At 61.9% G+C, this 13,593-nt stretch carries 16 protein-coding genes and 1 tRNA gene; 5 read left to right on the top strand and 12 right to left on the bottom strand.

Annotation, left to right across the window (positions count from 1 at the left end):
* Window positions 1-71: 71 nt before the first annotated feature.
* The 3 genes from olsA to E1B25_RS19570 all read right to left on the bottom strand — a co-directional run bounded on the left by olsA (window position 72) and on the right by E1B25_RS19570 (window position 2,033).
* Window positions 72-911 (bottom strand): lyso-ornithine lipid O-acyltransferase, encoded by an 840-nt coding sequence (gene olsA / locus E1B25_RS19580; protein ID WP_132831270.1) that lies wholly within the window; start codon window positions 909-911, stop codon window positions 72-74.
* Window positions 908-1,732 (bottom strand): L-ornithine N(alpha)-acyltransferase, encoded by an 825-nt coding sequence (gene olsB, locus E1B25_RS19575; protein ID WP_132831269.1) that lies wholly within the window; start codon window positions 1,730-1,732, stop codon window positions 908-910. The genes olsA and olsB overlap by 4 nt, the downstream gene beginning before the upstream one ends.
* A gap of 118 nt (window positions 1,733-1,850) precedes the next feature.
* On the bottom strand, window positions 1,851-2,033 hold the full coding sequence (locus tag E1B25_RS19570; protein ID WP_132831268.1) for a DUF3553 domain-containing protein: 183 nt from the start codon (window positions 2,031-2,033) through the stop codon (window positions 1,851-1,853).
* Window positions 2,034-2,049: 16 nt separating this feature from the next.
* Here E1B25_RS19570 and E1B25_RS19565 point away from each other — a divergent pair, with 16 nt between their 5' ends.
* Window positions 2,050-2,670, top strand: coding sequence for a histidine phosphotransferase family protein (locus E1B25_RS19565; protein WP_132831267.1), 621 nt, complete (start codon window positions 2,050-2,052; stop codon window positions 2,668-2,670).
* A 39-nt stretch (window positions 2,671-2,709) separates the two neighbouring features.
* Here the strand turns inward: E1B25_RS19565 and E1B25_RS19560 are convergent, their stop codons facing one another.
* The 8 genes from E1B25_RS19560 to E1B25_RS19525 all read right to left on the bottom strand — a co-directional run bounded on the left by E1B25_RS19560 (window position 2,710) and on the right by E1B25_RS19525 (window position 9,710).
* On the bottom strand, window positions 2,710-3,975 hold the full coding sequence (locus E1B25_RS19560; protein ID WP_132831266.1) for a glutamate-5-semialdehyde dehydrogenase: 1,266 nt from the start codon (window positions 3,973-3,975) through the stop codon (window positions 2,710-2,712).
* A gap of 77 nt (window positions 3,976-4,052) precedes the next feature.
* Window positions 4,053-5,159 carry a glutamate 5-kinase gene (proB, locus tag E1B25_RS19555; RefSeq protein ID WP_132831265.1) on the bottom strand — a complete coding sequence of 369 codons (1,107 nt, stop codon included), beginning with the start codon at window positions 5,157-5,159 and terminating at the stop codon, window positions 4,053-4,055.
* Window positions 5,147-6,181 (bottom strand): GTPase ObgE, encoded by a 1,035-nt coding sequence (gene obgE / locus E1B25_RS19550; RefSeq protein ID WP_132831264.1) that lies wholly within the window; start codon window positions 6,179-6,181, stop codon window positions 5,147-5,149. The genes proB and obgE overlap by 13 nt, the downstream gene beginning before the upstream one ends.
* A 36-nt stretch (window positions 6,182-6,217) precedes the next feature.
* Window positions 6,218-6,754: a GNAT family N-acetyltransferase gene (locus E1B25_RS19545; RefSeq protein ID WP_132831263.1), complete on the bottom strand. Its 537-nt coding sequence runs from the start codon at window positions 6,752-6,754 to the stop codon at window positions 6,218-6,220.
* A 183-nt stretch (window positions 6,755-6,937) separates the two neighbouring features.
* Complete coding sequence (rpmA, locus tag E1B25_RS19540) at window positions 6,938-7,207, bottom strand: 50S ribosomal protein L27 (protein ID WP_132831262.1); 270 nt, start codon at window positions 7,205-7,207, stop codon at window positions 6,938-6,940.
* 12 nt (window positions 7,208-7,219) lie between these two features.
* Window positions 7,220-7,810 carry a 50S ribosomal protein L21 gene (locus E1B25_RS19535; protein WP_132831261.1) on the bottom strand — a complete coding sequence of 197 codons (591 nt, stop codon included), beginning with the start codon at window positions 7,808-7,810 and terminating at the stop codon, window positions 7,220-7,222.
* A 190-nt stretch (window positions 7,811-8,000) separates the two neighbouring features.
* Complete coding sequence (locus E1B25_RS19530) at window positions 8,001-8,834, bottom strand: DUF2059 domain-containing protein (RefSeq protein ID WP_132831260.1); 834 nt, start codon at window positions 8,832-8,834, stop codon at window positions 8,001-8,003.
* A 3-nt stretch (window positions 8,835-8,837) separates the two neighbouring features.
* The gene (locus tag E1B25_RS19525; protein ID WP_132831259.1) at window positions 8,838-9,710 is read right to left on the bottom strand and encodes a DUF2059 domain-containing protein; all 873 of its coding nucleotides are present in this window, start codon (window positions 9,708-9,710) and stop codon (window positions 8,838-8,840) included.
* Window positions 9,711-9,833: 123 nt separating this feature from the next.
* Between E1B25_RS19525 and E1B25_RS19520 the strand changes: the two genes are divergently transcribed.
* Together E1B25_RS19520 and E1B25_RS19515 are read left to right on the top strand one after the other, a co-directional pair.
* Window positions 9,834-9,923: transfer RNA gene (locus E1B25_RS19520), tRNA-Ser, on the top strand.
* Between the two features lie 103 nt (window positions 9,924-10,026).
* Entirely contained in the window at window positions 10,027-10,338 is a 312-nt protein-coding gene (locus E1B25_RS19515; RefSeq protein ID WP_132831258.1) for a hypothetical protein, read from the top strand.
* A 621-nt stretch (window positions 10,339-10,959) separates the two neighbouring features.
* On the opposite strand, the gene E1B25_RS19505 is transcribed toward E1B25_RS19515, so the two are convergent.
* Window positions 10,960-11,661 carry a GntR family transcriptional regulator gene (locus E1B25_RS19505; protein WP_132831256.1) on the bottom strand — a complete coding sequence of 234 codons (702 nt, stop codon included), beginning with the start codon at window positions 11,659-11,661 and terminating at the stop codon, window positions 10,960-10,962.
* Between the two features lie 199 nt (window positions 11,662-11,860).
* Here E1B25_RS19505 and E1B25_RS19500 point away from each other — a divergent pair, with 199 nt between their 5' ends.
* Both E1B25_RS19500 and E1B25_RS19495 read left to right on the top strand, forming a co-directional pair.
* Window positions 11,861-12,631, top strand: coding sequence for a class II aldolase/adducin family protein (locus E1B25_RS19500; RefSeq protein ID WP_132831255.1), 771 nt, complete (start codon window positions 11,861-11,863; stop codon window positions 12,629-12,631).
* 5 nt (window positions 12,632-12,636) lie between these two features.
* Window positions 12,637-13,584 carry a 2-hydroxyacid dehydrogenase gene (locus tag E1B25_RS19495; RefSeq protein ID WP_165937699.1) on the top strand — a complete coding sequence of 316 codons (948 nt, stop codon included), beginning with the start codon at window positions 12,637-12,639 and terminating at the stop codon, window positions 13,582-13,584.
* Window positions 13,585-13,593 lie beyond the last annotated feature (9 nt).

The raw sequence follows: 13,593 nt of genomic DNA, 5'->3' as shown, positions 1-13,593 counted from the left end.
GGGCCGCAGCTGAAACGATATCCGTAAGCATAGGGTATGATCGTAAGGTCTGGCCAGAAAAATCCGGCGGATCAGTCTTCCGCTTCGGGCAGATAGGCCTCAAGCCCCGCGCGCACCAGCGCCTCGGCTGTGGCTGCCAGCGCCTTGCGGTTCTGGAATTCGGACACCTTCAGCGGGGTGTGATAGATCAGCTCTACCCGCCCCTGTCGCGGTGCCGAAAGCGTTTTCAGCAGATGCGGGCCGAACTCCATATCCCCCCACCAGCCATAAAATCGCACCGGTTGCCCGTCCGGAGCGTGGTAGATCACGCTGACCGGTTGCACCTTAAGCGACTCGCGCAGCGGATCGGCGAAAAAGGCGCCAAACAGCGTCGATTTGAACGGCAGCACCCTGAGCCCGTCGGTCGAAGTGCCCTCGGGGAAAAAAAGCAGCTTGTGCCCCGTTTCCAGCCGTTCGACGAACACGGCTGTTTGCGCCCGCGCCTGTCTGCGGTCGCGCTCGATGAACACCGTGCCGGTTGCCCGCGCCAGAATGCCGATGCCGGGCCAGTGCGCCACCTCGGCCTTGGACACGAAATAGATCCGCTTGCAGGCGTTCAGCGTAAAGATATCCAGCCACGAACTGTGGTTGGCCACGACGGCGCCAGCACCCCGCATCGGCGTTCCGTGGCTGGAAAATCCGATTCCAAGGATGCGGAAGGCATTGCGGCAGACAAACTGGACGATAAAGGGGGTGATCGGCCGCCCCTGCCCCCAGATCGGGATTTCGACCAGCCGCAGCAGCAGCAAGAGCACCAGACAGACCGTGATCAGCGCGATCAGAACCGTGCCCCGACCGACGACAAGCACCCAGCCCAACGCTCCGATGTCCACCGGATCGGGCGGGGTCTCACTCTCCCAGGTGGCGCTCATTCGGCGCGCTCACCAGTCTGGTCGCCCGTTTGGGCCGCCGTTTGATCCCCGGTTCGGGCGCTGGCACGGGCCCCGGAATAGATCCGCCTGTGCCGCTCGTTCATAAGTCCGGTATCGAGGATCAGGCAGACATCGGTGGTGTTGAAGGCATGATCGACAAAGGCCCCCTCGCCCACGAACCCGCCAAGCCGCAGATAGGCCTTGATCAGCGCGGGCACCCCCAGCATGGCGTTGCGCCCGTCAAGCGCATCCTCGGGCACCAGATCCATGCTTTGGAAATGGTCGGGCTGGGCCCGCACCCGCAGCTCCGGCGGGGCCAGATGGTTGTGATGCAGCATCGACAGCGGTTGTGCCAGCGCCTGCACATCGGTGCCGTGAAAGCTGGCGACGCCGAACAGGATGTCGATCCCGTGCTGCGCCACATATCCGGACAGCCCCGTCCAGAGATGAAACATCGCCATGCTGCCGCGATAGTCCGGATGCACGCAGGAGCGGCCCAGTTCCAACAGTCGGCGCCCCGAAGATTTCAGCACCGAAAGGTCGTATTCATCCTCGGAATAGAACTGCCCCGCCGCCTGCGCCTGATCGTCGCGCAACAGCCGATAGACACCGACGACCCGGCCCGCGCCAGTCTCGCTGACAATCATGTGATCAAAGAACGGGTCAAAGCGGTCGCGCTCCAATCCCTGTTCGTGATCCACCATCTCGCCACCACCGCCCAATTCGCGTACGAAAACCTCATAGCGCAAGGCCTGCGCCGCGCGCAGTTCGTCCTCGGTCTCGGCGATCTTGACGGAAAAGGCAGGCCCGCGGTCAGGCATCAGTATTCCTGCTGAAAAGAGTTAGGGCACGGTTTTGCGCGCTGATACCGCATCCCGGCCCAACAGCGCAACCAGCAGGGAGCAGATGCCGCAGGCTTTAACATTTCATCAACCTGTTTCACCCATCAAAGGCGATGACAAGCGCGACGCGGGCCCCGTCAAACACGACTTTGCCGGCGTCGCGGAAATTCACGGTGATCTTGCCGCCGGCGTTGGACTGCACCTGCCCGACGCCCCAGTCGGGGCGATCAGGGTGGCGAACCAGCATGCCCGGTTCAAGTATGGAGTTCAGATCGTTCATGGGCCAGTATTCCCTTATGGAGAATCCCTCACAGGTCAACCCGAAGGATGACGCGCCAGACATGTCGGCGCTGATTGCCTCGCGCATTTGCCACGATCTGATCGGACCCATCGGGGCGATCGTGAACGGGATGGAGTTGCTGGAGCTGGTCGGCGGTGCCTCGGGCCCCGAACACGACCTTATCGCGCAAAGCGCCAATAGCGCCAGCGCACGGCTGCGGTTTTTCCGCATCGCCTTTGGCGCGGTGGGCGAACAGGTGATCGGCCAGGCCGACATCAAGACTCTGTTGCAAGACATCGGGTGCGATGGTCGCCTGCGCATCACCTGGCACCCCGAGGGGGGGCAAACGCGCGGTCTGGTCAAGCTGGCGTTTCTGTCGCTGTTGTGCTGCGAAGCGGCGCTGCCCCGCGGCGGGCAGGTTGATGTGATCGAAGCGGACGGGGCCTGGACCGTCACCGCCAGCGGCACCCCCATCGCTGTCGATCCCGCGCTCTGGGACTGGCTGACCGGGGCGGGCAAGACCGCCGCCCTGATCCCCGCCAAGGTGCAATTCGCGCTGTTGCCACTGGCCGCGACACAGATGGGCCGCACGCTCAGACCGAAACATGACGCGGCAGGTCTGACTCTTCGGTTCTGATCCGCAGTCCAAACGGACGCCTGTCAAGTCCCAGTTCGGTCAGCCCCGAACAGTGCCGTCGCCGGTGACCAGATATTTGAAGCTGGTCAATTGCTCTGCCCCGACCGGCCCGCGCGCATGCATCTTGCCGGTGGCGATGCCGATCTCGGCCCCCATGCCGAATTCGCCACCGTCGGCGAATTGGGTCGAGGCGTTGTGCATCAGAATCGCGCTGTCGAGCCGCTCAAAGAAACGTGCGACCGCCGCTTTGTCCTCGGTCAGGATGCAATCGGTGTGGTTCGAGCCATATTGGCGGATATGGGCGATGGCGGCGTCGATGTCATCGACCGGCTTGGCCGCGATGATCATATCGAGGTATTCACGGCCCCAATCGGCCTCCGTTGCGGGCACCGTGCCGACGATTTCACTCAGTGCGCCGCCAGCATGAACCGAAACCCCGGCCGCAACCAGCGCCGCGATCACCGGTTTGCCGATGGAGTTGATCACGTCACGGTGGATCAGCAGGCATTCGGCAGCGCCGCAGATCCCGGTGCGTCGCGTCTTGGCGTTCATCACCACCTTCAGCGTCTTGTCCAGATCGGCCGCCTTGTCGATATAGATGTGCACGATCCCCTCCAGATGGGCAAAGACCGGCACCCGCGCCTCGCGCTGCACCAGACCCACCAGCCCCTTGCCGCCGCGCGGCACGATCACATCCACATACTCCGTCATGGTCAACAGCTCGGAGACCGCCGCGCGATCGCGGGTCGGCACAAGCTGGATCGCCGCCTCGGGCAGCCCGGCGGCCCTGAGCCCTTCGACCAGACAGCTATGGATCGCGCTGGAGGAATGGAAGCTTTCCGAACCGCCGCGCAGGATCACCGCGTTGCCAGATTTCAGGCACAGCGCACCGGCATCGGCGGTGACATTGGGGCGGCTTTCATAGATCACGCCGATCACCCCCAAGGGGGTGCGCACACGCTGGATATGCAGCCCCGAGGGCATGTCCCATTCCGTCATCACCGCGCCGACCGGATCCTGTTGCGCCGCCACCGCACGCAGCCCCGCGACAATGCCCTGAATGCGCGGCTCGTCCAGCATCAGCCGGTCCATCATCGCGGCGCTCAGGCCCTTGTCCCGACCAAAATCCAGATCCTTGGCATTGGCCGCGATGATATCGCCCCGATGCGCCCAGACCGCATCCGCAGCGGCTTCCAGCGCCGCGCGCTTGGCTTCGGCCGGGGCGAAGGCCAGTTCCGCCGCGGCGGCTTTGGCACGGGCGCCAAGCGCGGCCATCAGGGCGGGAATGTTGTCCAGATCTTTCATGTCTCGGCGCCTTTGCTTTTGGGGCGCGCCAGAGGATGTCTCGCCTCCGGCGGGGATATTTGTGGTGAAAGGAAGGGCTAGAGTGCCATATCGTCGCGATGGATCAAAGCGGCCCGGCCCGGATAGCCGAGGATCGGTTCGATCTCGGTCGAGTGGTGGCCACGGATCTTTTTCGCTTCAAGCGCGGTATAGCGGCTAAGGCCCTGCCCCAGCTTGTGCCCGGTCTCGTCCAGGATCGCCACCGGATCGCCGCGCCCGAAGGTGCCATCGACGCGGCTCACCCCGGCCGGCAACAGGCTTTTGCCAGTGCCAAGCGCCCGGGCCGCGCCGGTATCGACGGTGATCTCTCCGCGCGGTTTCATCGCCGCGATCCAGCCCTTGCGCGCCGCATGCGGATCAAGCTGGGCGGTGAACCAGGTGGCAGTGGCGCCCTGTTCCAGCCCACGCAGCGGGTTCATGCGCGAGCCTTCAGTGATCGCCATGGCGCAGCCGGCGGCGGTGGCGGTTTGCGCCGCCATCAGTTTCGTCTTCATGCCGCCCTTGGACAGGCCAGAGCCGGCATCGCCCGCCATCGCCTCGATCTCGCCCGTGATCTCGTCAATCACGTCATAGCGATGTGCGTTGGGGTCTTCGGCCGGGTTGGCGGAATAGAAGCCATCCACATCCGACAACAGGATCAGCTGATCGGCCCCCACGGTCACCGCGACCTGCGCCGCCAGCCGGTCATTGTCGCCATATCGGATTTCGTCGGTGGCGATGGTGTCATTCTCGTTCACGATCGGCACCACACCAAAGCCCAGCAGCGTCTCCATCGTCGCGCGGCTGTTGAGATAGCGACGGCGAGAGGTCGAATCCTCCAGCGTGACCAAAACCTGCGCGGTGGTGATGCCGTGGGGGGCCAGCGCTTCTTCATAGGCGCGCGCCAACCGGATCTGGCCGACCGCGGCGGCGGCCTGCGATTGCTCCAGCGGCAATTCCGTGCGCGGCAACCCCAGCACCCCGCGCCCCAGCGCGATAGAGCCGGAGGACACCAGGATCACATCGGTGCCGCGTTGCTTGAGCGCAGTGACATCCTCGGCCAGCGACAGCAGCCAGTCGCCGCGCAGATCGCCGCTGACCCGATCGACCAGCAGCGCCGAGCCGATCTTGACCACAACGCGCTTGGCCGTGCTTAGGGTCGCCACGACTCTTCCTCCTCACGGGGTTTGAGCCGCAGGCGATCCTCGTCGATCTCGGCCCGCAGCGCGCGCAACACCTCGGTCAGCCCTTCGCCGCTGACGCCCGACATCAACATCACCGGGCTGCCGATCTCGGCCTCCAGCGCGGCCTTCGCCTCTTGGCGCTGTTCTTCGTCCAGCGCATCAACCTTGTTCAACACGGTCAGGCGCGGCTTGTCTGCCAGATGACCGCCATAGGCCTCAAGCTCATGGATGATGGTGTGGTAATCCTCGACCATGGTCTCGGAGGTGGCGTCGACCAGATGCAGCAGCACCGCGCAGCGTTCCACATGGGCCAGAAACCGATCACCGATGCCGCGCCCTTCATGCGCACCGGCGATCAGGCCGGGAATATCGGCGATGACGAATTCGACCCCGTCCACCCCCACGACCCCGAGGTTGGGATGCAGCGTCGTGAACGGATAATCCGCGATCTTGGGCCGCGCGTTCGAGGTCGCGGCGAGAAAGGTCGACTTGCCCGCATTGGGCAGCCCCAGAAGCCCGGTATCGGCAATCAGCTTCAACCGCAGCCACAACGTGCGTTCGACCCCCGGCTGGCCCGGATTGGACCGGCGCGGAGCCTGGTTTGTTGCGGTTTTGAAATGCAGGTTGCCCCAGCCGCCATTGCCGCCGCGCGCCAGTTCCACCCGATCCCCGAGCGTGGCAAGGTCCGCGATCACGGTTTCCTCGTCCTCATCCAGGATTTCGGTTCCGACCGGCACCCGCAGGACGATATCCTCGCCATCCTTGCCGGTGCGCTGCTGGCCCATGCCGGGCTGGCCATTCTTGGCAAAGAAGTGCTGTTGATAGCGAAAATCGATCAGCGTGTTCAGCCCATCGACAGCCTCGACGATGACCGAGCCACCGCCGCCGCCGTCACCGCCGTTGGGACCGCCGTATTCGATATATTTTTCGCGCCGAAAACTGATGCAACCATTACCGCCGGCGCCGGAGCGGATATGGACCTTTGCGAGATCTAGAAATTTCATATGCGTTGCCTAGCGCAAAGGACCATACCGAAACAATCAGAGTTTTCGGCTATAGGTCCAGGTGGGAACGGTGGCATCGCGCGCCACCGAATAGGTTTCAGCATCGCCCAGATAGGCGAAGCCACAATGAGTTAGCACCCGCGCCGAGGCGGGGTTGTCCTGAAACACGCTGGCGAACATCGCGTCGTTGCCCAGCGGATTGGCCGCGATCAACGCCTGCACCGCCTCGGAGGCCATGCCCGTGTTCCAGTAGAGTGGCGCCACCCAGAAGCCAACCTCGGACTGGTTGCGATCCATCTTCTTCAGATTGATCAGGCCCAGCAGCTCGCCCTCGTCGGACTTGGTGCCGTCGATGGCCCAGATATCCGCCTCGCGCTCAGGATCCAGCGCGCGGGCGACAAAAGCCTCGGCCGCGCCCGGCGGATAGGGATGCGGAATCGACGTGGTCATGCGCGCCACGCGCTTGTCGCTTGCATAAAGCTCGATCAGCCCCATGTCCGAGCGCCGCAGCGGGCGCAAATCGAAGCGCCCCGCATTGATGACCTCTTGCGTTGTTATTTGATTCAACATCATCCGCCTGTTCCTCCTCCGAACATCACAGGGTATCCGACCGGAGCCCCTGCCAAATGGTCAACTCGATATGTGGTGCGGCCCGGCCTTTCGCAAGCGTCACGGCACAGGCGTGAAAACAAGTGAAAGGGGACCGACGGTTTCGCCGATCCCCCTTCAGTTTTTCAAAACCCTTCAGGTTACGGCTTACTCGGCGGCCTCCGCCACCGGGAGAACCGAAATGAAGGTGCGGCCCTTGAGGCCGGTATGGAACTTCACAGCGCCGTCGACGGTTGCAAAGATCGTGTGATCCTTGCCCATGCCAACACCCTGCCCCGGCCAAAATTTGGTCCCGCGCTGACGCACGATGATGTTGCCGGGAATGACGGCCTGACCGCCATAGAGTTTTACGCCAAGGCGGCGACCTGCGGAGTCGCGCCCGTTACGGGAGGAACCGCCAGCTTTTTTATGTGCCATTCGTCTGTCTCCTTAGCCCTTGGCCAGCTCGTTGGCCTGCTCAACCCATTCGGGTTTCACTTTGACCGCGTCGATACCAGCAATGTCGTCTTCGGACAAGGCCGCGATCTGGGCAAAGCTGGAGAGACCGGCTTCGACCAGCTTCTTGGCGGCGGCGGGGCCGACACCGGTGATCTTGGTCAGATCGTCCGAAGTGGCAGCAGCGGCGGCCTTGGGGGCCGGAGCAGCAGCACCGGCAGCAGGCGCATCGCCTTTGCCAGTCGCGACCTTCACGCCGGTCTTGTCGCCACCAGACGCCAGGATCTCGGTGATCTTGACCAGCGTCAGCTTTTGACGGTGACCTTTGGTCCGCTTGCTGGAATGCTTACGGCGACGTTTGACAAAGTGGATGACCTTATCGCCTTTGATCTGGTCGATCACTTCGGCCTGAACGGCAGCACCTTCGATGAAGGGCACGCCAATAACCGGGCTTTCGCCACCCAGCATCAGGACATCGTTGAATTGAATCGTTTCGCCGGAATCGGCAGCCAGTTTTTCAACACGGAGAATATCACCCGCCTGAACCTTATACTGCTTGCCACCGGTCTTGAGGACCGCGAACATGGGTCTTTCCTTTTTTCTGCCGCGTCCTGTGGCCCCCCTCTTTCGGGGTGTTCGCGGCAGGCATTTCAGCCCCGCCACCGTCGGACAGCGCGCCCTTCAGGGCGTCATGAGAACGAAACCCGGCACGCAAGATACGGGCCGGGATGCGCGCTTATCGCGTCCTGCCCCCGGCCTGTCAACCGGATTCGCCCTAGATGTCGCTGGCCATCATGGCATTGGCGATCCCAAGGCCCAGCTCATATGAAATCTGCCGGTACAGCCCATCAAAGCCGTCAAACAGTGCCGCGTTCAGCGCCTGCCCCGCCGGACCTTGCGAAAACCCGATATAGCGCTCCATTTCCGGCAAGGACAGCGGCTGATATGCCATCAGAAGATAGCCATACAGCCATTTCTCGGTTTCTTGCCGGGTTTCCCCCTCTTCGCTCCAGACTTCGGCAAGCAGTCCCGCCTCATCCAGATCGAGAACGCCGCCCTCCACCAGACCGCGCCGGAACTGAAAACTGGAACTCAGCGCCCCCGCGACATTGCGCTCGATCAGATCGTTGACATCGGCAAACCGCATCACCGCCGCCAGACGCGGATCATCGCCGCCTTTCAGCGAGTCATAGACATCACGCGCGGCGGCCTCGATCGCATCATTGCGCATGGCCACCCGCGCAGCAATCTCATGCGACAGGATCTTTTGTCCCAGCGGGCTGTCAAAAAACGCGGCGCAGGCCGCTACATCATCAGGAGCAAGCAGCTTAGCCAATGCGCGGCGCATCGCGGTGGCGATCCGATCCGTGCCGTAAATCCCGGCCACCTGCCGGGCCCAATGCGCCCCGCCCCGTCCATCCAGCATGTCTTGATCAAGGGCGGTGCCGTGATCGCCCCCCTCGTGATGCAGCGCCTCTGCCAGATCATCGACCCGCAAAAGACGCGCCAGATCAGCGGCGTCGGTCGCATCGGGGCCAGCCCACAGCCCGCTCGCGAAAAACATCACCAGAAGTGAAAGACAGGCCCCGGCGCGGCGCAACAGGGCCATCGCTCAGATGTCCTGACCGGGCCGCAGTTCGGCCATGCGGGCGGCCAACACCTCGAACCGATTGGCCATGATCTCGTACTGCGTCGCATTCAACAGCTCATAGACCTCTTGCATCAGCGGGTGATCCAACGCCTCGGTATAGGCCACGATCTCCTCATCCGTGAAATCGCGATAGGTAAAGGCCGACCCAGCCAGAGCCGAGGCACGAATGGCCTCGCGCAGCTCCGCTTCGTTCTGCTTGAGCAGCGCGCGCAACTCATCCGCATCGGTACGCAACTCGACCACACCGGCCGCGCTCGCCGCCATTAGAAAGCGGAACTGAATCTCCTGCATCGCGCGCAGACTGGCCCCGGCCGCATCGATTGATCCGTTCATCCGTTCCAACGCCTTGATCCGGCCCGGATCGCTGTCGCGCAGATCGGCCAGAATCTGCTTGCCCTCGGCCTGTTTCGCGCTGTCATCCTCAAGCCTCTGCGAGTGGTTTTCGGCCGCAACAAGCCGCTGGCCCAGATCGGAAGCATAGAACTCCGCCGCATGGTTAAGCGCCTCATCGCGCAGCGTCGGCTCCAGAATGTCCAGCCCGAGCCCCTGCATTTCGGCGGTATCAAACACCTCTTTGCTCAGCCGCTCCCATTCGGACCCGAACAGCCCCGGCTCAATCCCCAGCATCTTGGGCGCCGCCCCGGCGGAAAACGCGATACTGTCAAGCGCCACATCAAATCCCGTGACCTGCAGAAACGCCTCGATCCGCCCCCGTTCGGCGGCCCGCGTGGGGGCGGCAAAACTGGCAAGACCGGCAAACAGGATCAACAGCCCGAACAGCCAGCGAAGCGGCGGGATCAAAGCGCGAAACGGGCGTGTGTCAGTATCTGTCATAAGGGAAACCTAAGCGTTTTGCCGGGGCGGGCAATGGAAAATCCGGGAAAAGCGAAAACTGGCCCAAAACGGCCTTGCAACACCATCCGTTCCCCACTAAACGCTCCCCTCACAGACCCCCGCGGAGAGGTGCCGGAGTGGTCGAACGGGGCGGTCTCGAAAACCGTTGAGCCTTCACGGGTTCCCAGGGTTCGAATCCCTGTCTCTCCGCCATCAATTCCGGCGAAAGCATTGGGATTGAACATAAAAACTGAGCTCCGGTAGTTCGGGGTACATTTCAAGGTACATTTTGGCTGATCGATTTTGGTCGGGCCGAATGTACTGGCTACGTGACACAGAACATGCGGCGCATCCATATAGCGCGGGTCTACTGGAAATCTTGGTCGGTGTCGGGCAAATACCGCCCTTCGCAGTCCGGTCACGCCGCATCCTCACCAATCTGGCGCATGTTGGGGATGAGTGGAAAGCTTTTGGTCCCCTAAAAGAGAAATGGCACCTTACAGCCCAAAGTGCCATTACAGCCCAAAGTGCCATTCAAGGTAAGACCTGCCCCTTGATGTCATCGACACAGTTGCGCGCGGTGCTGCCGTTCGCTGCGCCCCGTATGAACGGCAGCACCGCGCAGTAATCGCCCTTTGCAAAGTCGCGGTGGCAGCGCCTGCCGGAGCGACGTGACCGGCCCTGAGCCGACCTTGGCACATCACGCAGCTAAGGTCCGGTTCGAGCCCATACTGACGCCATTCTGTGTCGCAGCAGAGGCAAGTCTGCACTTTGGCCTCAGTAACGGTGGCCGAACAATACCAATGCTTGAAGACTGCCGCTTCTCCTTGATCGATCCGTTACTGCGCCAACCACACGTCCGCACCTTACGCCCTTTCGTACGGCGCAGGGGCAAGGTTACGTTGCCTTCCACCGGGCGCACGAGACCTTTGTCATCATCCCAGGTTGCCATAGCCATCTCGGTGACGCGCCCACCGGTCTCGGTCAGGAAACCGGGGAAGAAGGCCAGCGTGCCAAGTGCACGGGCCGCCATCCCACTTCATCTCGGGATCGAACCAGCCTTACGGTAATTGCAGGCAATCGGCCTACCGGCCAGTGGATCGTAAGTGACCCGCGGCGCTTCAACGCCTCATTATAGGCAGTCCAATTCGTAGTCTTGTAGCTCGGTGCCGTCGATTTGCTCACGCCCATCAGCTACCACGCTGGATTCACGACATGAATCCCTCACCCGATTTGTGCATCAGAGCCCTTACCCGTTATCGTTGCGGAACAGCGCAACAACCTGAAACCGCGCCTCTTCCAGATGCTCTTTCAATTCAGACCGAAGCCGGGCCGCATCTTTTTGGCGTAGGGCATCGATCAGCACATCATGCGATTGCGCGATCTCCCAAGGATCGTCGTAGTTCCGTCCAAGCAAGGCAATTCCAGCGCGAAGCTGGGTTGCGATTTGATCGAACAAGCGCACCACCCGCATATTGTCCCCCAAGGCGCACAGCATTCTGTGAAACTCGTAATCCTGGGTGACCTGTTCTTGCATCTGACCGTCTTGGGCCAACCGTTTGAGCAGCTCCACTTGCGCGGCAAGCCTGTCGACATCAGCATCGGTGATACGCGCCACTGCCGCCTCAGCCGCGTGAAGCTCCAGGCACTCTCTGAGATCATAGATGTCGTCCAATTCGTCCGCATCATAAGAGTGCACGAAAAAGCCTCGGCGGGGATGCGAAACGATCAACCCCTGACTTTCCAGCAAACGCAGCGCTTCGCGCACCGGCGCGCGCGACGTTCCCATCTCACGCGCAAGCTGTGCTTCGGCGACCTTCTGCCCCGGGATCAACCGGCCATCACCGATGGCCTGCAAAACCTGATCGGCAATGCGGCTGGCCAAATCTGCCGAGGGCAACTCAGAAAAGAGCGCGCTATCGGGGTGTGATGCCTTATCTATGTTGGTCATTGTTGCCCGCTCTCCGACATCGTTGAGGCTGATCCCCGTCCTGCTCAGGCGAAGCTACATTTTGTAGCACCGGTCGTCCATGAAATCTTTTTTTCGAAAAGTCGACGTGAAGATTGTCGACAGTTCACAAATGACCTGCGACATTTTGTACAACCCGTCACGATTCGGGACCGAACTGCCAAGATTAACGGAGACCTTCATGAGCCCGCAAAAGTCCATCCAATCCAGCCTACCGATCGAAAGGGTAGAGCTGGCGGCCACATATCGGCTGCTTGCCGAATTCGGCATGGATGACAGCATCTTCACCCATATTTCGGCCAAAGCGCCCGCATCCGAGGGGGACCACGCGTTCCTGATCAACCCCTACGGGCTGCGCTTTGACGAGGTGTCCGCAGGCAACCTTGTGACCGTCGATCTGGAGGGACAGGTCCTGTACGATCCAAAGGGATTGGGGATCAATAAGGCGGGATTTACGATTCATTCCGCGGTCCACGCCGCCCGGCCCGACGTCGCTTGCGTCATGCATACGCATACCGTGGCGGGGGTCGCCGTGGCCTCATTGAAAGATGGGCTGTTGCCGCTGAACCAGTGGTCCGCGCCCTTTTTCAATCGGCTTGCCTATCACGACTATGAAGGCATCGCGTTGAACCACGAAGAGCGCGGCCGGATCGTCGACGATCTGGGCGACAAACACGCGATGATCCTGCGCAACCACGGTCTTTTGACCTGTGGCCGAACGGTTGGCGAGGCGTTTCGTACGATGATGGACCTTGAACGCGCTTGCCGTGCGCAAGTGGCGATCATGGGGACTGGCGGGCAGATGAACATCCTGTCCGACGAATTGGCAGAGCACACCGCACAGCAGGAAGAAGGCTGGATTGAAAGCCACCAGGCTTCGAGCAAGCCGGACGCCGAATGGGAGGCCTACCTTCGTCATTGCAAGGCGCGGCACCCGGATTTTGATCAATGAAAGATATGACATTGCCAACACGGATTACAGTTGTCGCCCTGTCCGAGACGTTTGATCTGGCCGCCAACATGGCCGAGGTAGCGGACCCGAGAGTCCACCTTGTGCGCCCGAGCGAGGTTGAAGACCCGTCTTTGGTGACCTGCGCCCTGGCCTGGTTGCCCGCCGATGATGCCTTCGACGCCTACCCGAATATGCGCATGGTGTCGTCAATCGCGGCCGGAGTGGATTCGCTTATCGCCTGCCCGTCCCTGCGCGATGACATCGTCGTGACCCGTATCCGCGACGAAGAACAGGCGCGCATGATGGCGGGGTTCGCCGCTTGGCACGTTGTTCATCATCACCGCCAAATGGGAACCTACATCAACAATCAAGCCACCCAGACCTGGGACCGGTCCTTCCGCGCAGACATGGCCTCCAATGTGACGGTCGGTGTACTTGGCTTCGGGCTCATGGGCCGTCACACGGCGCGGGCTCTGGCCACGATGGGGTACAAGGTGATTGGCGCCAGCAGATCGGGCGGCGAACCTGAACCCGAGGTCGAGCTTCTGTCAGGGGATGGTGCAATCGCCGAAACGGCGGCGCGGTCCGACATTCTGATCAACTTGCTCCCCCTGACGGCCCAGACCCGGGACATCCTGAATGCCGAGCTGTTCTCAACCATGCCCAAGGGGGCGGTCCTTGTTCAGTTGGGACGCGGAGAGCAGCTGATCGAAGAGGATCTTCTTGCGGCCCTCGATTCAGGGCAGTTGTCGGCGGCGTCCCTTGATGTGTTTCGCCTTGAGCCTCTGCCAAAGGACAGCCCGATCTGGACCCATCCCAAGGTCGTGATCACGCCGCACAAGGCGTCTGACACCACCCGATCCGAGGTGCTGCGGCAGTTGGCTGACAATTACGAAGCCCTTGTTCAAGGGCTTACCCCTCCGGGCGCGGTCAACCGCGGCGCTGGCTACTAATCGATTGAT

Source organism: Antarcticimicrobium sediminis (genome assembly GCF_004348975.1).
In the GTDB taxonomy this organism is placed as follows: domain Bacteria; phylum Pseudomonadota; class Alphaproteobacteria; order Rhodobacterales; family Rhodobacteraceae; genus Antarcticimicrobium; species Antarcticimicrobium sediminis.
The sequence above is the reverse complement of the archived record's forward strand: the minus strand, read 5'-3'. Positions and strand labels throughout refer to the sequence as shown.

Bases quoted from the DNA above. Each gene is read 5' to 3' on its own strand.
- E1B25_RS19545 (WP_132831263.1), bottom strand. From the start codon at position 6,754: ATGATGTTGAATCAAATAACAACGCAAGAGGTCATCAATGCGGGGCGC.
- rpmA (WP_132831262.1), bottom strand. From the start codon at position 7,207: ATGGCACATAAAAAAGCTGGCGGTTCCTCCCGTAACGGGCGCGACTCC.
- E1B25_RS19500 (WP_132831255.1), top strand. From the start codon at position 11,861: ATGAGCCCGCAAAAGTCCATCCAATCCAGCCTACCGATCGAAAGGGTA.
- olsB (WP_132831269.1), bottom strand. From the start codon at position 1,732: ATGCCTGACCGCGGGCCTGCCTTTTCCGTCAAGATCGCCGAGACCGAG.
- E1B25_RS19515 (WP_132831258.1), top strand. From the start codon at position 10,027: ATGTACTGGCTACGTGACACAGAACATGCGGCGCATCCATATAGCGCG.
- obgE (WP_132831264.1), bottom strand. From the start codon at position 6,181: ATGAAATTTCTAGATCTCGCAAAGGTCCATATCCGCTCCGGCGCCGGC.
- E1B25_RS19560 (WP_132831266.1), bottom strand. From the start codon at position 3,975: ATGAAAGATCTGGACAACATTCCCGCCCTGATGGCCGCGCTTGGCGCC.
- E1B25_RS19525 (WP_132831259.1), bottom strand. From the start codon at position 9,710: ATGACAGATACTGACACACGCCCGTTTCGCGCTTTGATCCCGCCGCTT.
- E1B25_RS19505 (WP_132831256.1), bottom strand. From the start codon at position 11,661: ATGACCAACATAGATAAGGCATCACACCCCGATAGCGCGCTCTTTTCT.
- E1B25_RS19570 (WP_132831268.1), bottom strand. From the start codon at position 2,033: ATGAACGATCTGAACTCCATACTTGAACCGGGCATGCTGGTTCGCCAC.
- E1B25_RS19530 (WP_132831260.1), bottom strand. From the start codon at position 8,834: ATGGCCCTGTTGCGCCGCGCCGGGGCCTGTCTTTCACTTCTGGTGATG.
- E1B25_RS19495 (WP_165937699.1), top strand. From the start codon at position 12,637: ATGACATTGCCAACACGGATTACAGTTGTCGCCCTGTCCGAGACGTTT.
- olsA (WP_132831270.1), bottom strand. From the start codon at position 911: ATGAGCGCCACCTGGGAGAGTGAGACCCCGCCCGATCCGGTGGACATC.
- E1B25_RS19535 (WP_132831261.1), bottom strand. From the start codon at position 7,810: ATGTTCGCGGTCCTCAAGACCGGTGGCAAGCAGTATAAGGTTCAGGCG.
- E1B25_RS19565 (WP_132831267.1), top strand. From the start codon at position 2,050: ATGGAGAATCCCTCACAGGTCAACCCGAAGGATGACGCGCCAGACATG.